Below are 21,344 nucleotides of genomic sequence, written 5' to 3' on the forward strand. Positions count from 1 at the left end.
CTCAAAAAAAATTGCCTAATCTCAAAGGATTAGACAATTTTATAAATGGAATTACCAACAACAGTTGACATAGAACCTAAATTAGCCGCCTGCGGCTTCCAGGGTTCCGCCTGCTGTGGGGTCGCTTCCAGCCTGAGGGGCGGTCTTCCAGCTCGACTTTGAGTCGCAAAGTTCAGGCGTCTCAAAGGTCGCCCCATGGACTAGGCCGAGTGAGACACCTCGGGACTTTGGGGATCTAGTTCAAAAGCGTTAGTGCGGGTTGTGGTAAATTAGCCGCCTGCGGCTTCCAGGGTTCCGCCTGCTGCGGGGTCGCTTCCAGCCTGAGAAGCGGTCTTCCAGCTCGACTTTGAGCCGCAAAGTTCAGGCGTCTCAAAGGTCGCCCCATGCTCTAGGCTGAGTGAGGAACCTCAGGACCTTGGGAATCTAGTTCAAAAGCGTTAGTGCAGTTTGTGGTAAATTAGCCGCCTGCGGCTTCCAGGGTTCCGCCTGCTGTGGGGTCGCTTCCAGCCTGAGGGGCGGTCTTCCAGCTCGACTTTGAGCCGCAGAGTTCAGGCGTCTCAAAGGTCGCCCCATGGACTAGGCCGAGTGGGGAACCTCGGCCAAGACCATCGACACAGCTGGCTCCACCCTGGCTTCCTCCGGCTCTTTGATTGTGCATCGACAAATTTATTCGTTCAGCCCAGGAACCAAAAGTACTAAAGTTCTAAAGTCCGAAGCCCGAATAAATCACGGAATCTTGGCGACGCTGTCAAAGTCTGCTGCCTTACCGTTCGCCAAGCTTAGATTACGTTGTAGGAAGGACAAGAGTGTGGCAGATGACGGCTAACTGGCGAGCATTATCAGTACTAAGCGGAGTCGTTTGCCTCTGACACACGTTTCGACAATGTAAGTTTTGGGGACCCAATTCTATGGATGAGGCCAAATTAGAATCACTCACACCTACAAAGGCAGTGGTCAATTCTCTGTACAAACGTTGCCGGTCCAGCGATGGTCGCATCAACGCCTTGTTAAGTACCAACCCTAACCGGAATCTCTGGCAGCCGCAGGTGGCTGTCTTCGACTACCTTTCTGGCATGGACTATTATTAGCTGGATTTTTCCAGATGTTTTGGAGATTTCAACGACGAATGGATATGTGACTGCTTCACACGTTCAGATTTTCATAAAGTGTGTGCGGGTGGAAGAACCATTGTTTGCGGTCAACCGTTCAAGCGAGTATAATTTGTGCTATGTATGGGAGGGATACCATGTTAACCGGAAAAGTAAAGAGTTACAGTGAACAACGTGGCTTTGGCTTCATTACCACACCCGCGGACGGCGACATTTTTGTGTATTACACGGCCATCGTTGGCGAGGGGTTTAAAAAATTGGAAGCCGGCCAAACGGTGCAATTTGTCATCGTGCAAGGCATGCATGGGCTCCAAGCGGCAAAGGTAACGCCCGTCGTCACGGATAGTGCTGAGGGCAATACCGAGGAGGCTTAACAGTGGACTTAGAAGAACATGTTGAATCGACTGAGGATCTCTATGATGGCGTGATCGTTAAGCTGGAACGTCAGCGGGTTCGCCTACCAAATGGGGACGCGGCTTCACGTGAGATCGTGCGTCACGCGGGTGCTGTTGGCATCTTGGCGTTGACCGATGATCATAAAATGATTCTGGAACGGCAATGGCGGGCACCCATCGCTGCCGCAACGTTGGAAATTCCAGCTGGTAAGTTAGACAGTCGGGACGCAGACAACGTGGAACACGCGGTGATCCGGGAGCTTAACGAAGAAATTCGTTACCAACCGGGCCAATTAAAACGGATTACCGGATTTTATTCTAGCGTCGGTTTTTCTGACGAATACATGACACTCTTTTTGGCGACTGATTTGAAACCCGTCACGACTGAACTCCCCCGCGACCAAGGGGAAAATTTAGAACTGTTGACGGTGACCAAGGAAGAAGCCCAGGCCATGATTGACAGCGGCGAAATCAACGACGCCAAGACGATTACGGCCATCTATTACTGGTTATTACAGAAGTAGGTGACAGCAATGCATGCAAATGATGGGCAAGACGATCCCAAAACCCGCGCTGACTATCGGCGGGAACAGGAACGGGCCGAAAAAGATTTTCAAGAACGCGACCGTAAACGGGTTCAAGTCGAAAAGGAATACGCCCGTAGTCATGGTGGTGAAGCGCCTAACGGGGATGCACCCAACAACGAGCAACGCGTCAATCCCGTTGATAGTAAGCAGCAACGGCTCAGCCACCGACTCAACTGGGTCATCGTCTGGCTGGTGTTACTGATTATCGCGGTGTACTTGATTCTGTTCTTCCTCGATTAAGGTTATTGCTTTATTTCGGGTGAACTGAAAAGAGCCGTAACAGTGTGCCAGAATGATTAAGGACAATGGTGGTAGTGGATAGGTGTGACTAAGGACAATAGTCGCGGCTAGTACCAGGGATCGTAGAAATAGTAAGCAAAAAAATTAAAGACGACGTGTTTGGGGCTAACTGAATGTCAGCCGGGAGGGCAGTGAAAATGGGCCAAGCCGGTGGATTTTCTGAGTGTCTTACTCAGAAAATGGCGACTTTGAAACGCGATTTTTGCGGTTCAAAGCGAGCTTGAAGACCGCTCTTTGGCTTCAAGCGTCCTATCCCATTTTCACTGCCCGGTAGGCGCTGGACCAACCAGTCTTAGACCCAAACAACGAATAGGAGTGGAAACGTAATTATGACATTTGGCATTCTCTGCGCCATGGAAGAAGAAATTAAAGAACTACACGACGCCCTCGACAACGTGCAAACGACCAGCATTCACGGCCTGGAATTTTATCAAGGCACCATTCACAACCAATCCGTTGTGCTGGTTCGTTCCGGCATCGGTAAAGTTGAAGCCGGTTTAACGACGGCTTTACTGATTACGCAATTTGACGTGGATATCGTGATTAACTCCGGTTCAGCCGGTGCCTTAGCGCCTGACCTGAACATCGGTGACGTGGTCGTTTCCACTGAGACGGCTTACCACGACGCTGACGCCCGGGCCTTTGGCTACGAATACGGCCAACTGCCCCAACAACCTGCCCGTTTTGAAGCTTCCAAAGAATGGGGCGAAAAGATTGTGGCGGCTGCGGCCAACACCGGTTTGAAGACGAAGCTGGGACTGATTGTTTCTGGCGACCAATTCTTAAACAGTCCGGCAACTATCAAGGACATCATGGGTCACTTCCCAGACGCCTTATCTGGTGAAATGGAAGGGGCCGCTGTCGGCCAAGTTGCGCACCAATTTGAGGTGCCTTACGTCGTTGTTCGGGCCATGTCCGACAATGCCGACAATGATTCCGGCGTAAACTTTGATGATTTTATTATTGACGCGGGGCATCGCTCTGCACAAATGTTATTGGCCTTGTTAGCAGCACAGAACTAACTCGGCTCTTCAGGAGGTTTTTAGGGTGCAAGAGATTCACATTGATAACAGTAATGCCGTCCGGGAAATCTACCTGGACAACGCCGCCACCACACCGATGGCGCCAGAAGTTTTAAACGAGATGGTCGATAAGATGGCCAACGTGTACGGCAATGCGTCAACCCTGTATGGGCTGGGTCGCCAAGCGCACACTATTATGGAAAATAGTCGGCAGGTTATTGCCAAGAGCATCAACGCTGCGCACGACGAAGAGATTATTTTCACCAGTGGTGGGAGCGAAAGTGACAACACCGCCATTACGCAAACGGCACTGGCGCGTCAAGCACTGGGCAAGCACATCATTACGACTGAGATTGAACACGAGGCCGTGCTCCGGCCACTGCATGCGTTGGAAGAGCAAGGCTTTGACGTGACCTATTTGCCCGTTGATGAGCAGGGTCGCATCAGTCTGGACGATTTCAAGGCTGCACTGCGGGATGACACCATCTTGGTGACCATCATGATGGGCAATAACGAGGTCGGCAGTCGGATGCCAATTCATGAAATTGGTGAGATTTTAAAGGACCATCAAGCGTGGTTCCACACTGATGCCGTTCAGGCCTATGGTTCGCTCGACATCGACGTTCAACGCGACCACATTGACCTGCTCTCAACGTCCGCTCACAAGATCAACGGACCCAAGATGATTGGCTTCCTGTACAAGCGCGAGGGTGTCAACTTTCCCAGCTTGATCAAGGGGGGCGACCAGGAAGAAAAACGCCGGGCCGGGACGGAAAATGTACCCGCCATCGCTGGCATGGCCGTCGCTGCTAAGCTATTAACACCCGAAGTTAAGGCGGAAAAGCGTGCCCGATTCCACGGCTTCAAACAACAGGTCGTGGATGGGTTAACCCAAAATGGCGTGGACTTCGCGATTAACGGGTCGCTGGAAGGCGAAAATCTGGAGCACGTCCTCAACATCTGGATCAAGGGCATTTCCACCTACGTGATGCAAACGAACTTGGATTTGGCTGGCATCGCCGTCTCCGGTGGGTCTGCCTGCACGGCGGGATCCATCGAGCCCTCGCACGTGTTGACCGCCATGTTTGGAGAGGCTAGCCCACGGATCGCTGAATCCATTCGGTTATCCTTTGGGGCACAAACGACGAGCGACGACATTGACGCCTTCATCAAGAACGTCAGTGCCATCGTGAAGCGACTTTCAAAGAATGAGGTGAAGTAACGTGTTATTTGAGAAGGAAATGAAAGTGACGGGTGACACTGATACTTACATTTTGCACCCGAATATCAAGACTTACGCGTTAAAGGACGTGGGTTTCCAGGTCTCTAACGCTGGCAACTACACGTTGGAACGCTCGGTTGATCCAACGTCGCCATATAACCGTAATCAGATGCTAAAAGTGATTGTGGCCAAGGACCTGAGTGGGTTCAAGATGTCCACGACCAACGCGTCTGGTAACGCCCGAGTCAATATTTTTAAGGGCACACACGCTGAGGGTAACGTGGAACAATACCACTTTATCCTGCAAAACTTGATTGACCGCGAAATTTTACAAAAGAAGTAAAGGGCGATACATGTTAGATGTGTTAATTCAGAAACATTAAGGAACTATGACGCTTGTCATGGTTCTTTTTTTATAATTATTGAGAATATTTCAGTCAATATGAGTCAATCATTTGCAATAAATTATCAGATTGTACGGATTGACTATTAACTGTTGACCGTTAATAACAAAAGCTTTATGATTAAATGAATTCATGAGTAAGCGTTACCATTGCTGTGTCAGGCGAATGGTTTAAAAATGCCACCAGACAGGATTGGGGGAGAACAAAGTGACAGAAATTTCCGGTGTAGCTTTTTTTCAAAAAGGCGTAGTCCAACGTCATAATCGTAATCGTCAACGAATTTTGTACACTAAACCGGTGAATACATTATTCCGTGAACGGCGGGTCTACACGAATATTCACTCACAGCAGTCACGGTTTAAAATCGATCAAGATCAAATTTATTTTGGCAACCAGGCTGTGATCGAACCATATACGGCGTTTGGCCGTGGTACAGCCTTTCATACGATGGGAGCGTTTAGTTATTCCTGGAGCATATTGCCTGTTAACACGGTAGTCGGCCGTTATTCTTCAATTGCGGCCGAGTGTCGCGTGATGAACGTGAATCATGCGTTGCACCACTTCACCACTTCAAGCTTGACTTTTGACCATGACCATCAGCCTTTCAACGATTATTTAGCTGATCATCCTGAACTTCAGTTTAATACGGTCGGACAGGATGGCATGTATCAAATCCAGCCAGTGGTGATTGGCAACGATGTTTGGATTGGCAGGGGCTGTGTTTTTGGCAACAAGGGAATTGTGGTGAATGATGGTGCCGTCGTGGCGGCCGGCTCTCTAGTGACGCACGACGTTCCCCCGTATGCGGTAGTTGGTGGTTGGCCAGCTAAGGTGATTAAATTTCGCTTTGATTTTGCGACGATCCACACCCTGATGAATTTGAAGTGGTGGCAATACGATTTTGGCCAGTTCAGCACGGTTGAGGTTCAGGAAGATATTGACGACTTTATTAAAAAAGTTCGGACTCTCCGCTCTTCTGATTGTCTGACACCCTATAATCCTGCCCCATTAACTTTACAGGATATTCAGGCAGTCACACACTAGGAGGTGAGCCAAATGGTCACGGTGATTCGACACAACACTTTTTTTCAGATTGGACTTAGGTTAACGGCACAGCAACGATCCGTGAAAATGGTCTATCAACCAGGAATTGATCAGTTATTGCGTAAACAACACATCTATACCCGCTTTAATTCACGTGCTTCGCGATTGAAGATTGGAACGGATCAGGCTATTTGGGGCTCAGATATCAGTATCGAACCCTATACGACATTTGGCCGCGGTCAGAATTTTTTCTCAATGGGAGCCTTTAGCTATTCGTGGAGCCAATTGCCTGTAAATACGGTTGTCGGGAGGTATACTTCTATCGGTAGTCGCGTCAGTCAGATGGGACATAATCATCCTCTGAATCGGTTTACCACGTCTAGTGTCAGTTTTGATGGCAGAATTAGTGCGTATCGCGATTACTTAAACACAGAGCAGCGCCATTTCAGACCGACAGCAAACCCACAGGACGCCGTGCAGCCCATTGTGATTGGCAACGACGTTTTGATTTGTGATGACGTCGTCTTTGGCAACAATGGTCTGGTGATCAGTGATGGCGCTGTAGTTGCGGCTGGTAGTTTGGTTACCCACGATGTCCCACCATACGCGGTGGTTGCGGGGTGGCCAGCAAGGGTTGTGAAATACCGGTTTGATTTCCCAACTATCGACCGACTACTTGATTTGCGCTGGTGGCAATACGATTTTGGTCTGTTCACTCAAATAGCAGCGGATGAAAAAATCACAGCTTTTATCGCCAAGGTTGGCGCATTAGTTGCCGAAGATCAGTTGCCTTTATTCTCGCCGCAACCACTAACAACAGCTATGGTGCAGAAGGCTATGGAAGTAAGTACACCGGTGGATTTGGGTGAGTGACGTTCATAAGCTTGTCAAAGAAGAATATAAGTAAAGCGGTCACAACCGTCTGATGAACACACAGAAGGTTGTGACCTTTTTGACTCTTTGTCAATAATAAATGGGAGGAGAAATGTCTTTTTTGCCTAGTTTGCCGACACGTACTTCAACAATCCCCGTTGCCACTCCACGTAGGACACTGCCAACAGGGCGACGGTCACAATTCCCATCCACAGCAACAGCCAGGTCGGATGGTTGTGACCAAACTGAGCGGGGACGTTGGTGATGGCCAGTGAGGGGATGAGCCAGAGGAAGACCTGCTGAATCAACCGGGGATAAATCTTGGCTGGTCGCGCCGAGGCACTCATGAGGTCCTCTGGAACGCCATTTAGTGCGGTTAAGCCATCAACCCAGAAGGCGAGGGTGACGACAATTTGGTTCAAGGCAAAGATGAAGGCCACCCCAATAATCACGGCCAGTAAGTAGCCCAAGAGGTTGAGCGGTGTTGGCTGGAGTTTCAGCAGAATGCCAATCTCAATCCCTGCGGTCAAGAGCAACGTGACCAGTGAGGGAAAATCAACCCGGTAACAGGCGTGAAACCAATACGAGTTGACCGGTCGTAACAGGGAATAGTCCAAGTTGCCGCTGAGAATTTGATCCGTCAGGTCCTCGTGCGCCGCCACAAACAAGAATTGGTAGGCGTAACTGACCAGGCTGGCGGTCGTAATCAGGTTCAAATAATCCAGGAACGTCCAGCCGTAAATACTGGTAGTGAAGGAAAAGTAGACGCCCCCGGTGACCAGCTCAATCAGATAGAACATGACCCCGAAGATGGCGGTCAAGCTCGCCGTTAGCCGATACGACAGCGTTTCTGCCAGACTTTGACTGACTAGGACACGATAAATTTTACCCATTAGCCACCCACCCCCTCGAAGGACCGAATGCCGCGGCGCCAGACGATTTTGAGCAGAACGGCGGCTAACAGTAGCCAGCCCACAGCCGTGCCGGTGGCCAACCAGAGTTGTGATTGGCTCAATTTTCCGAGCAGCAACAGCGTCAATTGATTGCCGGCTAAGGCAAATGGATTCAGCGTCAGCCACTGCCATGCGTGGGGTAAGATTTGTAGCGGGAAGGCTTGCCCGCCGAGTAGGAGAAATAGAGCGCTCAAGACGGGGCGGAGTGGCCAGACCTGAATCAACCAGAAACTGGTCAAACTAATCAACGAGATTAAGAGAAAATACATGCCGTAGGTCACGCCGAGCAATAGGAGACTGCCAAGGACGTACACCCATCCCTGATGAAAAATGGGACTGACCAGCCCAATCGCGAGGCCGTAGACGACCAGATAGGGGGTGGCCTGACCTAAGTAGGTCCAGAAACTTTGGCGAAAGTAGTTGATGGGTCGCAGTAACATCACGGAGAGGTTCCCGCTACGAATCAGACTACTCAAGGTAAAGATGGGATTGGCAGAGAAAATCAGTGCCAGCACGTTGACGACAATCAGGTAAACAATCATTTGATTAGCCCCGATGCCAGCGATGTTGTCACTGCCACTGAAGCGGTAGACGGCGAGCCACATGAAGCACGCCATCAAGATATTCAGGCCGACCGTTAACAGGTGTAACACCAGGTTGCCCCGGTAAGCGAACGTCGTGGTGACGGCATTTTGGTACGTTTGCCAGTACTTCATTTCGGCGCCTCCTCAGAGAACAGTTGCGTCAAAATATCATCGAGGCTCCCATTGTGGCGGTGAACCTGTAAAATGTGTGCCGGGTCCAGCGGTACCGTTGCCAGCGCGGTTGCGTCGACACGATAGTGGGTCTCGTCCACGCGGGTGACGTGGGCTGGCAGTGTTTCCAGCGGTTCGTCCGTGACAACTTCCAGGGTCGCTGCGGAGGCATAACGACTGATCAGACCATTCGGGGTACCATCAAAAATTTTCTGACCATGATTGATGACCGCCACGCGTTGGGCCAACGCCTCGATATCCTTGGTGTTGTGGCTCGTCAAAATGATGGTCATCTGGGTGTCGTGATTCAGTTGCTGGAGAAACCGGTAAATGTTGGCCTGACTGCTAACGTCGATCCCAATCGTAGGCTCATCCAGGAACAAAATTTCTGGTGTGTGGATCAAGGCGCAGATGAGTTCAAACTTGATGCGTTGCCCCAAAGAAAGCTTCCGCACCGGCTCGTGTAATTGTTCGGTAACCGCCAGTTGCTCGGTTAAGAAGGCTAACCAGTGATCGAAGCGGTCGTGGGGGATGTGATAGATTTCTCGGAGCAGGACTAAGGTGTCTAGTGGCGGCAAATCCCAGGCTAACTGACTCTTTTGACTCAGCATGACGCCGATTCGTTGCAGAAAGGCCGGCTTCTTTTGAAATGGGTGTTGGTCATCTAACAACCGAACCTGACCGGCACTGGCGGGCAAAATTCCCGTCATCAATTTGATTAGCGTCGTTTTACCCGCGCCATTCGCGCCTAGCAGGCCGAGAACCTCACCCGGGGCAACTGTGAGGGAAACGTCTTGAACGGCGGCTACGGTGCTTTTCTGACGGTGAAACAGGTCATGCCAGCTACCACGCAGGCCGCTTTGTTTGGTATAGGTCACGTAATTAAAGCTCACGTGATCGATGGTGATGGTGGGGGTTGCCAAGGGACTCACTTCCAATTTGTTAAGAATTACTAATTTTCTAATGCAATTTTAATTATACGCTTTTTGTGCAGGGTGACCACCCTTTACCCGTAAAAAAGTGGCGGTGAGGTGAAAGGAAACGCCAGGCTTGCAAAAACGCTACAAAATGGGTAAACTAGGCAATACTGGATTTATGCGACCTTCAAATCGTAGATTCTCCAGAATCTGAGAGAAATGATGGTGATATCATGCAGGACAACAGCCAAACACGGGTTGTCGTTGGTATGAGTGGCGGGGTCGATTCCTCCGTTGTCGCGTTGCGCTTAAAGCAGCAGGGCTACGATGTAATCGGCGTCTTCATGAAGAATTGGGACGATACGGATGAGAACGGTGTCTGTACCGCCACAGAAGACTATAAGGACGTAGCAAAGGTTGCCTCACAAATTGGTATTCCTTACTACTCCGTCAACTTTGAAAAGGAATACTGGGACCGCGTGTTCACGTATTTCTTGGACGAGTACAAAAAGGGCCGGACACCCAACCCTGACGTGATCTGTAACAAGGAAATCAAGTTTAAGGCTTTCTTGGATTACGCGTTAGAGTTAGGTGCCGACTACATCGCTACGGGCCATTACGCCCAGTTGACCCGTGACGAGAACGGTGACGCGCACTTAATGCGTGCCGTGGATCAGAACAAGGACCAGACCTACTTCTTGAGCCAGCTCTCAACGGAGCAGCTGGACCGCGTGATGTTCCCAATCGGTGACCTGGTAAAGCCACAGGTCCGTGAGATTGCTAAGGAAGCTGGACTGGCCACTGCTGAGAAGAAGGATTCCATGGGGATCTGCTTTATCGGTGAAAAGGGTCAGTTCAAGGACTTCTTGAACACTTACTTGCCAGCCAAGCCGGGCAAGATGATGACGGTCGATGGTGAGGTCAAGGGTGACCACGCCGGCTTGATGTACTACACGATTGGTCAGCGCCGCGGCTTAGGCATCGGTGGTGACGGTGAGGATAACGAGCCTTGGTTCGTGATTGGCAAGGACTTGACCAAGAATATTCTGTACGTGGGCAAGGGCTACCACAATCCCCATTTGTATGCGACCCACCTGTCTGCTTCGGACATTCACTGGGTCAACACGATTGACCGCGGCAGTGAGTTCCACTGCACGGCTAAGTTCCGGTACCGCCAAAAGGACACGGGCGTTACCGTTCGCTTGAGCGAAGATGGCCAGCAGGTCACGGTAGAGTTCGACGACCCAGCCCGGGCAATTACCCCTGGCCAGGCGGTTGTGTTCTACAACGGCGACGAGTGCTTGGGTAGCGCCATTATTGACGCAGCCTACAACAAGGACCGCGAGCTGCAATTAATCTAATTTTCCTGAACCCTTCGAAACGGCCTTGCGCCGGATTGAAGGGTTCTTTTTTAAATTTTGTGTCTAAGGTCGCCTCCGAGATGGTGAAAAATGGGACTGGAACGCTGTGGGCAGGACGACCGAAGCCTGAGGGGCGGTCTTCGGCCTTGCTTTGAGCCGCCAAGAGCGCGTCTCAAAGGCACCATTTATAAGACGGCGATAGCGCACCGACTTATAAATCCCACGGCTTAGCCTATTTTCACCATCCCTGCGGCTAGTACGGATTATAGCGGTACTGTTGTGGGTGCGGATATGAGTTCATAACCAATTCTTCAGCCAGACACAGTTGACGCTGATCAATTTCGTTGTCATGATTGTCAGGAGCAAGCGACAGCCGTGGAAGTCAAAATCAGTGTAGGTTCTTGGTCTGCCGGAGCGGAGGTGAATAGGGACAGAACCCTGTGTCGGTGGTGTTGATTGGGTGATTTTTCCCAATCTTACAGCACGGGCCGGCTTTAAGACACGTGGTCTTCGTGGCTTAAAGGCGAGTCGGAGGACCGCTTCTCAGGCCGCAGACGGGCCCCACAGGGTGAGAGTCCCTAATTTACCGCAGCGGAGGCAGGCCAAGAACCGGATAGGTATTTGAATTTTCTAACGGATGTTTCTTTGAAAATTCAGGAAAAACTGGCATAATGTAGTGTATGTGACTTTACTGAAAGGACGGCAAAAAAATGAGATTATACTTTATCCGCCACGGCAAGACGCAATGGAATCAAGAAGGTCGGTTTCAAGGCGCTGGTGGCGATTCTCCGCTGTTGACGGAGAGTTACGAACAGATGGTACAGGTTGGCCGGTTTTTGAAGGGCACGCCGTTCACCCACGCTTACGCCAGCCCCATCAAGCGGGCACGAGTTACCGCGGTTCACGTGGTCAAAGAATTGCATCAACGCGTTCCGTTAACCTTAGTTAGTCGGTTGGAGGAGTTTCATTTGGGCAAAATGGAGGGCATGGCCTTTGAGGACGTTCGGACGCAATTTCCAGCCGAACTAGATGCCTTTCGCAACCATCCGGACCAATATGACGCCAGTAAGATTGGCGGGGAGACGTTTACCCAAGTGATTAACCGGATGACGCCAGCGATTCAAAAGATCGTGGCGGCGAACAACCAATCTGAAGACAACGTTTTAATCGTGAGTCACGGAGCGGCTCTGAATGCCGAAATCAACGCCTTGCTGGGGACGCCCTTAGCTGACTTACGCAAGCGGGGCGGTTTACGAAATACTAGTGTGACGGTGTTAGAGACCAGTGATGGCCACCACTTTGACCTGATCGATTGGAACGATACGCGTTTCTTGACGGCAACTGCCACACCCACAGACACAATTTAGGTGATTAAATGACTGAAGAAAAAATGAATCGTGACGCAGATAAACAAAAATCAGAACAAATGGTCCATCAACTGGTTCAACGGATTGATACTCATCCGGGGGATGCGGAAGCGTACTACGAATTGGCTACCGTGCTGGTGGATTTGAACGCGTTTGCCCAGGCAGAAGAGCTCTTGATGAAGGCGTTAGGCCTGTTTACGGCGCAACCGGCCGTCGTTGAAAAGCTGCGCTACGGGTTAGGCAACGTTTATTACGCGGCCCAGGATTACACCAAGGCAATCCAACAATTTGACCAACTCAGCGCGCAGTGGAAGGGCGCTGGCTATTTAATGATGGCACAAAGTTACATGGCTAACGGTGATCACAAACGGGCCCTGGCCTTTGCGTTAACAGCGCTGACCAGCCAACCCCACGATGAGGCCACCTTGCAAGTGACGGCGGAGAACTTGCTAGCCGTGGGCAACATGGATCAGGCGGCGGATTACTTCGACCAGGTGTTGGCGTTGAATCCTAAGAACGGCCGGGCGCAATTTGACCGTGGCCTGGTCGCCATGGTGCAGGGTCAGCCGTACCAAGAACACTTTGCCCAGGCTAAGCAGTTGGACCCAGCCTACTTTGCCAAGGGTCAACAACGACTAGCCGACATCGAACGCTTCGTTCAGACACAACAAGGTAAAAACGACGATCAACAGTAAGGGGGACTAGCAGATGGCAACCGAATCACTCGATTTATTTGCGGCAGATGGCGCGCAACAGGCCGATTACGTGGTCGGCACCGTCAGTGCAGTCTTTTTTGCCAGCAACGATAGCTTTTACAAGGTCATGCTGGTCAAGGTGTCTGAGACCAGTCTGGATTGGCACGAGGACGAGATTGTGGTCACGGGTAATTTCGCCGATATCAAAGACGAGGTCACCTACCGATTCACCGGGAAACGCGTTGAACACCCCAAGTACGGCGTGCAGTTTCAGGCGGATAACTATCAAAATGAAACGCCCACAACCCGTAGCGGTGTCGTGGCGTATTTGAGCGGCGAGGATTTCCCGGGATTGGGGAAGAAGACGGCGGAGAAAATTGTCGACGCCTTAGGAACCAACGCCATCGAAGAAATTTTAAATGATCCAGCAGTGCTGAAACCGTTGAGCCTTTCACCAAAAGTCTCGGCCACTTTACTGAGTCAACTCCAGGCCAACAACGGGATGGAACAGATCATCATTGGCCTGAACGGCTACGGGTTCGGAAGTACGTTGGCGGCGGCGATTTACAACCGGTACCAGGAAAAGACGCTGGATGTCATCCATGAGAATCCGTACCAATTGGCCGAAGACATCAACGGCGTCAGCTTCCGGCGGGCAGACCAAATTGCGACCCAGCTGGGGTACGAGGCGGACAAACCCGAACGGTTGCGGGCCGGCTTGTTGCAGACGTTGAACGACCTGTCCGTGGCTAACGGAGACACCTATACCACGGCGAAACCCTTATTGGCGAACGCCCTAAGCTTGTTGGAGAACTCCCGCAACGTGCGGTTAGATCCCCAGAAGCTCGCGGACGAACTCTTAGAGTTGGCCCGGCAGCAAAAAATCGTGGGCGACGAGCAACGCATCTATTTAAAAGCCCTCTACGACGCTGAATGGCAGGTGTCCGAACATCTGCAGCGTTTGCTTAAGGGGGACGATTCCCCCGCTAAATTCAATGAAGACGCCATTCGTAAGCAACTACGAATCGTGGAAAAGCAGGGCGACATCGTTTATGACGATTCCCAAACGGCGGCATTGACCGCGGCCATTCAGGCCAAAATCATGCTACTGACTGGGGGACCCGGGACTGGGAAAACCACGATCATTCGCGGGCTCGTCAACCTGTATGCCCGGCTGCACGAGGTCTCCCTCGACATCAACGAATACAAAGAAAAACCATTCCCTATTTTACTGGCTGCACCAACCGGGCGGGCAGCGAAACGGATGAGCGAGTCGACCGGCTTACCAGCCAGCACGATTCACCGTTTATTGGGGTTGACCGGCCGCGAGGATAACCTGGATGAGGCGGCGACCAACGATTTGGAGGGTGGCCTCCTGATTATTGATGAAACATCGATGGTGGACGTTTACTTGATGAAGACGCTCTTGCGCGCCGTCCCCATTGGCATGCAGGTCATTCTGGTGGGCGATAAGGACCAACTGCCATCCGTCGGCCCCGGCCAAGTCTTTCATGACCTGTTGGCCAGTGATCAGTTGCAGAAGATTCAGCTCGACACGATTTACCGGCAGGGGGATGGCTCGTCCATCATCCCGTTGGCTCACGCCATCAAGGCGGGAAAGCTGCCAGCGGACTTTACCCAGAATCAAAAGGACCGTTCCTTCATTGCCTGCCACGCCAACCAGGTCGAAAGTGTCATTGACCAGATTGTGGGGAAGGCCCATGACAAGGGCTTTTCGGCGAGTGATATTCAGGTGCTGGCCCCTATGTACCGGGGATCGGCCGGGATTGACCGTTTGAATGTGGTCCTGCAAGATATTTTAAATCCACGGAAATCGGAGCGAACTAAGGAAGTTGAGTTCCGTAACCAAAAATTCCGAATTGGCGATAAGGTGCTTCACCTGGTCAACAGTCCCGAGAATAACGTTTTTAATGGCGACATCGGTGTGATTACCGGGATTGACCTAGCCAGCTACAAGCACAGCGAGGTCAAGAGTGATCAACTGACGATTGCCTTTGAGCAGACCGAGGTCACCTATGCGCGTAATGACTGGATTCGACTGACGTTGGCCTACTGTATGTCGATTCACAAGTCACAGGGCTCCGAGTTCAAAATGGTGATCCTACCCATGGTTGGCCAATACAATCGGATGCTCCAACGCAATTTGTTATATACAGCTGTTACCCGGGCCGCAGATATGCTGATTTTACTGGGGGAGCCGCGGGCGTTTGAAACCTGCGTGACCAATCTCTCGGTCAACCGGCATACGACGCTGACGACCCGGATCCAGACGGTCTTGGATCCTGATGGGACGCCAGTGGTGCCGACTGAAGATACGCCAGCAGTTGCAACAACGCCGCCGGCAGCTGAAGAGACGCCAACAACGGCAACTATTACACCGGAAGCGACGCCAGAACGGGTCGAGACCCCGACGGAACGGCCAGCGGAAACGACTGGTCCTACCGATTACCGGTTGACGCCAGAGCTGGTGCTCAGCCGCAAAATCGATCCGATGATTGGCATGCAGGGTGTTTCACCAAAACAATTTATGCCATCGGTCTAAAATAGCGGTTGCAAGCGTTGCGTTTCGACCCAAAGATTGCGATAATAAAGACAGAAAATCCGTGCGGTAGCTAACTGGTTGTGTGAATCAGGGGGCTACCGACACGCAAATTACGAATTTGTGGTAATCCCACAGGGAGGCTGTTATGGCAGAACACGTCGAAGCTGGCAGAATGAAAGTCTTTGCTTTGAACTCGAACCGACCACTTGCTGAAAAGATTGCGAAGGCGGCGGGTGTCGAATTAGGTCAGGCAACAATTAAGCACTTTAGTGACGGTGAGATTCAGATCAGTATTGACGAAAGTATTCGGGGGGATGAATTATTTCTGATTCAGTCCGTTTCGGATCCCGTTAACACGAACCTGATGGAACTCTTGATCATGGTGGATGCTGCACGCCGGGCTAGCGCTGAGAAAATCAACGTGGTCATTCCGTACTACGGCTACTCACGGGCGGACCGAAAAGCCCGTTCACGCGAACCCATTACGGCCAAATTAATTGCGTCGCTCATGCAAATGGACGGCGTTAACCGGGTCATCACCTTGGATCTGCATGCAGCACAACTGCAGGGATTCTTTGACATTCCCGTGGATCACCTGCAAAGCGACCGGTTATTAACCAGCTACTTTGAAAAGAGCACAACGCTGGCTGATGAAGATATCGTTGTCGTGGCACCCGATCACGCCGGTGTCAGCCGGGCCCGGCGGTTAGCCGAACTCCTAGGCGCACCGATTGCCATTATCGATAACCGTTCCGACACGGAGAACGCTGCGCATCCTGAAGCTGTCATTGGGGATGTGAAGGGCAAGCACGCCATTCTCGTGGACGATATCATTGATACCGCCATTCGGATTACCGTTTCCGCAGAGGCTTTGAAGAAGGCTGGGGCAGCCGATGTCTACGCGGCAGCGACCCACGCGGTTCTGTCTGGTGACGCGACGCAACGGATCAACGATTCTGTGTTGAAAAAGGTGGTCATCACGGACTCGATTCAATTGCCAGAAGACAAGCAAAGCGACAAGTTCGTTGTGATGTCAGTTGGCGAGATGTTTGGGAAAGCCATCGACTTAATTTACCATGAAGAACCAGTCGATTCCTTGTTCCATAAGGCACCTAACCGTCAGAAACAATAGGCCAGTCAATATTAGAAATTAGCAAAGTGGTTGAGCATAAAAGCTCAGCCACTTTTTTAGTGGGAGAAAATTGTACAGACTTGGTAAAGGGTATTTACAGTCTTTCAACGTGCATGCTATACTGAACGAATCAATTTTCGAGAGAATTGTGAAAAGTGTAAGGGGTAGGGAATTTGCAAAACTGGAAGTATTTTGGGATTGATGCACCATTCGTCCCAGTCTTGTTTCTCTTGTCAGCGGTTTTCTTGTTTGTTCAGGGGTACGTGTAACGGCCGTCGTCACCGATTCTGCCGGAGGTGATTGCCGCGGGCATCGTGTTCGTCGAAGGGGGACTCTTTTTACATACCACGATTCGGGGGAAGTATCGCTTGTTTGATCAGGTTATCGAGCGACTCGGGGTGCAGGCCACGGATCAGGGGCTAGATTTGGGGTGTGGACGTGGTGCTCTATTGACGCGTTTGGCTGGTCGGTTAAATCCGGTAGGCCAGGCAGTTGGGTTAGATTTGTGGCATTCACGGGACCAATCGCACAATGCTGCGGCGGTTACCGAGAGAAATGTCGCGGCCTTACAACTCACTTATCGGGTCAAATTGGTCACTGGAGATATGGTAGCTTTGCCCTTTCAGGATGAGCAGTTTGACGTGATTACCACTAGTTTTGCGTTACATAATATTCATGACGTTCAGCAACGGCAGCGAGCCCTACAAGAGGCGATGCGGGTGTTAAAACCAGGCGGTCAATTGGTGATTATCGATACTGGCCACCATGCCGCTGAGTATCGCCAGGTTCTCGGCGCAGCTCATTTGGATATCCGCGAAGCCCGCTCCCTGGGCATTAATGGCTGGTGGACCGGTCCCTGGATGAATAGTTATTTGGTACGCGGCGTTAAGCAGTAAGCGGCGAGAAGACTTGCGGCAGGCGACCAATTAAATACAGCATAAAAAGAAGTTCCGAAACCAATTAACGGTTTCAGAGCTTCTTTTGTTGAACACCTAAATCATCTTTATGTGAATCGATTTCCGGTCATAATCCAAGTACCGCTCTAACCAGTTCTGACCCGCCGTTAACACGACACAGCAGAGCCAGTAGAGAATGGCAATCGTGATGTAAATCGTCATGTAGTCTTGGTTCGCACCGGCAACAATCTTGGCATCCATGAACATTTCAGTCACGGTAATCATGGCAGCCAGCGACGTGCCCTTGAACATGTCCAGCAGAATGTTGCCAAGTGCCGGAATGCTGATTCGAAAGGCCTGTGGGATGATAATCAGCCGCATGACCTTGCTGTAAGGCAGGCCAATCGAGTAGGCCGCTTCGTACTGACCGTGATCAATTCCCAAGAATGAGGAACGAAAGACTTCGGAGACGAAGGCCGCCGCACCAATCGTAAACGAAATGATGGCGGCGGGAATCGCGGTCAGGCCAAAACCAAAGTAGACGATGAACAAAACGACCAGCATGGGCACGCCCCGCATAAAGGAAATGTAGGCGCGGGCGATCCAGTGAAGGAGCCGAATGTGGCTGAGTTGCGCCAACGTTAGGAACATTCCCAGAATGGTCGCCAGGATGAAGGCCATTAAAGTTAGGTAGATGGTCATCGGCAAACCCGCCAAAATCTGGGGGATGGATGACCAAGCCAACTTCGCGTTAAAAAATCCCGGAATCGAGAAATATTTTAGCACAGTGGCGCCACCTGTCTTTCTATTGGCCCGTGTACTTGGACTTAATCGTAAAGTTCTTAGAAATCTTCACGTTAGGCTTCTTGGTTACATCGGCCCCGTAGTACTTCTCGGAAATCTTCTTGATTGTCCCGTTTTTCAATAACTTTTTAACTTCTTTGTCGACCTCAGCCTTGAGCTTGGTGTTGCTCTTCTTCATCAAGATACCGACACCTTGACCATCATCGCTGGTGGTGAAGTACATGTTCTTGATCAAGTGCAACCCGCTGTTTGGCGTGGCCTTTAAAGCTAGCTTTTGCAGGTAGTAGTCGTTCATGATTAAATCAGTCTTACCGTTCTTAACGTCCTTTAAATAAACATCGTTAGAAACGTTGTCGTAGTTGACCAATTTTGCCCCTAACTGTTGGGCTAACCGTTGGTAACCAGTTCCGGCTTCCCCAGCGGCGCGCTTCCCTTTAACGTCGGCCCAGGAGTGAATCCCAGAATCGTTCTTGTCCCGCACCATGACACTGTTAAAGGAGTGCTTGTACACCGTGGACAGTGCGTATTGCTTCTTCCGGGCAGGGGACAGACCAAAGTCATTGGCCGCCATATCTGCCTTACCAGAATTAACTGCCGTCAATTGCCCGTCAACGCTGAGTTCTTTGAACTGGACCTTCTTATGTAAGCCCTTGGCAACTGCACGGACGACTTCAACGTCGAACCCGGTCAACTTGCTGTTCTTAGTGGTGTGAAACGACGTCGGATATAGTGTCCCGGACGTTGCCACAATCAGCGTCTTCTTGTTCGCAACCTTGGTGTTCGTTGACTCTGATGACGATGAGCTCTTCCCGCAACCAACGAGACCGACACCCATCACTAAACTTAACCCTAAACCTAAAACCAACCATTTCTTCGTCTTATTCATCAATTTTTCATTCCTTTCAATTTGTGACCTAAGACTTTTTAAGTATAACTACTTGGAAACGCTTTTACAACCGCTACGTGGTAGAATGGAGATATTAACTTACCAATAATTAGTAAATGCCGCTTCTGTGGCGGTGGCTGCCGACCGGTCAGATAACTTATACTAGCCGATTGCCTAGTGGCGGGTGGTTTAAGTTGAAGCAGTGCAAGTCGACACCTATGGGAAGGTTAGTTAAGAAGAGAATGACAGTTCACGAAACAACCTAATGGTAAGCAAAAGCGTTATAGTTACAAGTGGTTCTGATTTTCTCATTAGGCCTGTGTTAGCCGCAGGGAGGGTGAAAATGGGCTTAGCCGTGGGAATTGCCTTAGTGGCTGGTCCACTTAGGCAATTGCTATCTTTGAGACTCGTTTCGTGAGGCTCAAAGTAAGTCTGGAGACCGTACTTTGGCTCCGGACGTGCGCCCAAAGCGGACCGGTCCCATTTTCACCCTCCCGGAGGCGATGCCAAGCACAATCTGAATTTCATGAGTGGTACATAAAAATCAGTAGGAGGCGTTTGATTTGGTAGTGACAGATTGGATTGGAACTCCCGCATTGACGTGGGCACAACGCGTGCGGAACGGTGAAGTGACCAGTCAGGAGCTGGTTGAACGCGCGTTGGCGGAGATCGATAAGCAGAATCCCCAACTGAACGCGGTCATCACAACTAGACGGGAAAAGGCTTTAAAGGAAGCGGCAGCCCAAGTAGATACTGGTCAGCCATTTTTTGGCGTCCCCCTGTTGCTGAAGGGGTTGGGTCAACAGTTGAAGGGGGAATCGAGCACCAGTGGGTCACGGCTTTTGCAACAGAACGTGGCCACTCAGACGAACTTCTTCGTCGAGGCCCTGCAACGTGCTGGCTTCATCGTCATTGGCCAGACCAACTTCCCAGAGTTTGGGTTTAAAAACATCACGGACGCTAAGATTTATGGGGATGCGCACAATCCCTGGAACTTGGACTATCAACCTGGTGGGTCCTCTGGTGGTGCTGGAGCTGCGGTTGCGGCTGGTCTGGTACCATTAGCTGCCGGCAGTGATGGTGGTGGGTCCATTCGGATTCCATCTTCTTGGTCGGGCACCATTGGCCTGAAGCCAACAAGGGGACGGGTTCCCGTGGGCCCCGGCGACTGGCGCTCTTGGCAGGGAGCAGCAATTGATTTCGGATTGACCCGTTCGATTAAGGATACTGCGGCTTTGCTCGACAGTCTCCAAACGATTCAACCAGCGGCCGTCTTCCAGCAACCCTTGGAGCAGCCCGGATTCTTGGCACAAATTGATCAACCGGTTCAACCCGGTGTGATTGGGTATACCACCGAGTCACCCGTGGGCACGCCGGTCAGTCCGGCCGCGGTGCAGGCGGTCGAAGATGCGGTGACCTTTTTAACGGATCAAGGATTTGACGTCGAAGAAGTTCACAACCCGATTGATGGTGTGGCCTTAATGGAAAGCTACTACACCATGAATGCGGGTGAAACGGCTGCCTTCATGGGCGAAATGCAAGCGGGAATGGGCCGGCAATTAACGGCTGACGACATGGAACTGTTGACCTGGGCGCTGTATCAGACGGGGCTCAACACCACCGCCGCCGAGTACAGTCTTTCCCTCGGCAAGTGGGACCAAGCTGCCTGGCAAATGGCCCAGTTACACGCGAAGTATCCGGTCATCTTAACGCCAACAACGGCTTGGCCAGCGCCTAAGGTGGGTGACACCTTGGTCTCCGCTGAGAATGCCGCCAAGATGGCGACCATCACCAGTTTGAAACCGGCTGCCCAGAAACAATTGATTTATGACCAGTGGTTGCCAGCCTTGACGCGGTCACCATTTACCCAGCAGGCCAATCTGACGGGGGAACCCGCCATCAGTTTGCCAACTGCCGTGACGGATGAGGGCTTGCCTTTGGGTATTCAATTTAACGCGGGTAAGGGTCAGGAAGCAGTTTTATTAAAGCTAGGGGCTTTATTCGAGCGCGCTGGTAAGTTAAAATTATTACATCAAACATTTTTAGATTGAGGAGCGAA

Annotated in this window: 21 protein-coding genes; 16 read left to right on the forward strand and 5 right to left on the reverse strand. The window is 51.1% G+C overall.

The window, feature by feature from the left end:
• Window positions 1-908: 908 nt before the first annotated feature.
• The 9 genes from EKM99_RS00005 to EKM99_RS16120 all read left to right on the forward strand — a co-directional run bounded on the left by EKM99_RS00005 (window position 909) and on the right by EKM99_RS16120 (window position 6,956).
• The gene (locus EKM99_RS00005) at window positions 909-1,088 is read left to right on the forward strand and encodes a hypothetical protein (RefSeq protein WP_125579639.1); all 180 of its coding nucleotides are present in this window, start codon (window positions 909-911) and stop codon (window positions 1,086-1,088) included.
• Between the two features lie 158 nt (window positions 1,089-1,246).
• The gene (locus EKM99_RS00010) at window positions 1,247-1,483 is read left to right on the forward strand and encodes a cold-shock protein (protein WP_125579641.1); all 237 of its coding nucleotides are present in this window, start codon (window positions 1,247-1,249) and stop codon (window positions 1,481-1,483) included.
• Between the two features lie 2 nt (window positions 1,484-1,485).
• On the forward strand, window positions 1,486-2,028 hold the full coding sequence (locus EKM99_RS00015; protein WP_125579643.1) for an NUDIX hydrolase: 543 nt from the start codon (window positions 1,486-1,488) through the stop codon (window positions 2,026-2,028).
• A gap of 9 nt (window positions 2,029-2,037) precedes the next feature.
• On the forward strand, window positions 2,038-2,331 hold the full coding sequence (locus EKM99_RS00020) for a hypothetical protein (RefSeq protein WP_125579645.1): 294 nt from the start codon (window positions 2,038-2,040) through the stop codon (window positions 2,329-2,331).
• Between the two features lie 389 nt (window positions 2,332-2,720).
• Window positions 2,721-3,413: a 5'-methylthioadenosine/adenosylhomocysteine nucleosidase gene (locus EKM99_RS00025; protein ID WP_125579647.1), complete on the forward strand. Its 693-nt coding sequence runs from the start codon at window positions 2,721-2,723 to the stop codon at window positions 3,411-3,413.
• 25 nt (window positions 3,414-3,438) lie between these two features.
• On the forward strand, window positions 3,439-4,635 hold the full coding sequence (locus EKM99_RS00030; RefSeq protein WP_125579649.1) for a cysteine desulfurase family protein: 1,197 nt from the start codon (window positions 3,439-3,441) through the stop codon (window positions 4,633-4,635).
• Between the two features lies 1 nt (window position 4,636).
• Window positions 4,637-4,978 (forward strand): DUF1831 domain-containing protein, encoded by a 342-nt coding sequence (locus EKM99_RS00035; protein ID WP_125579651.1) that lies wholly within the window; start codon window positions 4,637-4,639, stop codon window positions 4,976-4,978.
• A 268-nt stretch (window positions 4,979-5,246) separates the two neighbouring features.
• Window positions 5,247-6,083 carry a CatB-related O-acetyltransferase gene (locus EKM99_RS16115; RefSeq protein ID WP_164511460.1) on the forward strand — a complete coding sequence of 279 codons (837 nt, stop codon included), beginning with the start codon at window positions 5,247-5,249 and terminating at the stop codon, window positions 6,081-6,083.
• A gap of 12 nt (window positions 6,084-6,095) precedes the next feature.
• Window positions 6,096-6,956, forward strand: coding sequence for a CatB-related O-acetyltransferase (locus EKM99_RS16120; RefSeq protein ID WP_125579653.1), 861 nt, complete (start codon window positions 6,096-6,098; stop codon window positions 6,954-6,956).
• Between the two features lie 125 nt (window positions 6,957-7,081).
• Here the strand turns inward: EKM99_RS16120 and EKM99_RS00050 are convergent, their stop codons facing one another.
• Genes EKM99_RS00050 through EKM99_RS00060 form a run of 3 tightly spaced genes read right to left on the reverse strand, consistent with a single transcriptional unit; the run spans window position 7,082 to window position 9,596 of the window.
• Entirely contained in the window at window positions 7,082-7,849 is a 768-nt protein-coding gene (locus tag EKM99_RS00050) for an ABC transporter permease (protein WP_125579655.1), read from the reverse strand.
• On the reverse strand, window positions 7,849-8,625 hold the full coding sequence (locus EKM99_RS00055) for an ABC-2 family transporter protein (protein ID WP_125579657.1): 777 nt from the start codon (window positions 8,623-8,625) through the stop codon (window positions 7,849-7,851). The genes EKM99_RS00050 and EKM99_RS00055 overlap by 1 nt, the downstream gene beginning before the upstream one ends.
• Window positions 8,622-9,596, reverse strand: a complete 975-nt coding sequence (locus tag EKM99_RS00060; RefSeq protein ID WP_164511461.1) for an ABC transporter ATP-binding protein — start codon at window positions 9,594-9,596, stop codon at window positions 8,622-8,624. The genes EKM99_RS00055 and EKM99_RS00060 overlap by 4 nt, the downstream gene beginning before the upstream one ends.
• Before the next feature lie 218 nt (window positions 9,597-9,814).
• On the opposite strand from EKM99_RS00060, the gene mnmA reads away from it, so the two are divergent.
• The 6 genes from mnmA to EKM99_RS00090 all read left to right on the forward strand — a co-directional run bounded on the left by mnmA (window position 9,815) and on the right by EKM99_RS00090 (window position 17,595).
• Window positions 9,815-10,942 (forward strand): tRNA 2-thiouridine(34) synthase MnmA, encoded by a 1,128-nt coding sequence (gene mnmA / locus EKM99_RS00065; protein ID WP_125579661.1) that lies wholly within the window; start codon window positions 9,815-9,817, stop codon window positions 10,940-10,942.
• Between the two features lie 710 nt (window positions 10,943-11,652).
• Complete coding sequence (locus EKM99_RS00070) at window positions 11,653-12,309, forward strand: histidine phosphatase family protein (RefSeq protein WP_125579663.1); 657 nt, start codon at window positions 11,653-11,655, stop codon at window positions 12,307-12,309.
• Window positions 12,310-12,317: 8 nt separating this feature from the next.
• Complete coding sequence (locus tag EKM99_RS00075; protein ID WP_125579665.1) at window positions 12,318-13,004, forward strand: tetratricopeptide repeat protein; 687 nt, start codon at window positions 12,318-12,320, stop codon at window positions 13,002-13,004.
• A 13-nt stretch (window positions 13,005-13,017) separates the two neighbouring features.
• Window positions 13,018-15,567: an SF1B family DNA helicase RecD2 gene (gene recD2 / locus EKM99_RS00080; RefSeq protein ID WP_125579667.1), complete on the forward strand. Its 2,550-nt coding sequence runs from the start codon at window positions 13,018-13,020 to the stop codon at window positions 15,565-15,567.
• Window positions 15,568-15,712: 145 nt separating this feature from the next.
• On the forward strand, window positions 15,713-16,699 hold the full coding sequence (locus EKM99_RS00085) for a ribose-phosphate diphosphokinase (RefSeq protein ID WP_125579669.1): 987 nt from the start codon (window positions 15,713-15,715) through the stop codon (window positions 16,697-16,699).
• Between the two features lie 296 nt (window positions 16,700-16,995).
• Window positions 16,996-17,595, forward strand: coding sequence for a class I SAM-dependent methyltransferase (locus EKM99_RS00090; protein ID WP_164511462.1), 600 nt, complete (start codon window positions 16,996-16,998; stop codon window positions 17,593-17,595).
• A gap of 96 nt (window positions 17,596-17,691) precedes the next feature.
• On the opposite strand, the gene EKM99_RS00095 is transcribed toward EKM99_RS00090, so the two are convergent.
• Together EKM99_RS00095 and EKM99_RS00100 are read right to left on the reverse strand one after the other, a co-directional pair.
• Entirely contained in the window at window positions 17,692-18,381 is a 690-nt protein-coding gene (locus EKM99_RS00095) for an amino acid ABC transporter permease (protein ID WP_125579673.1), read from the reverse strand.
• Window positions 18,382-18,400: 19 nt separating this feature from the next.
• Window positions 18,401-19,285 carry a transporter substrate-binding domain-containing protein gene (locus EKM99_RS00100; RefSeq protein ID WP_125579674.1) on the reverse strand — a complete coding sequence of 295 codons (885 nt, stop codon included), beginning with the start codon at window positions 19,283-19,285 and terminating at the stop codon, window positions 18,401-18,403.
• 563 nt (window positions 19,286-19,848) lie between these two features.
• Between EKM99_RS00100 and EKM99_RS00105 the strand changes: the two genes are divergently transcribed.
• Window positions 19,849-21,336: an amidase gene (locus EKM99_RS00105; RefSeq protein ID WP_125579676.1), complete on the forward strand. Its 1,488-nt coding sequence runs from the start codon at window positions 19,849-19,851 to the stop codon at window positions 21,334-21,336.
• Window positions 21,337-21,344: the final 8 nt, after the last annotated feature.

The organism is Levilactobacillus cerevisiae, assembly GCF_003946245.1.
GTDB classification, from domain to species: domain Bacteria; phylum Bacillota; class Bacilli; order Lactobacillales; family Lactobacillaceae; genus Levilactobacillus; species Levilactobacillus cerevisiae.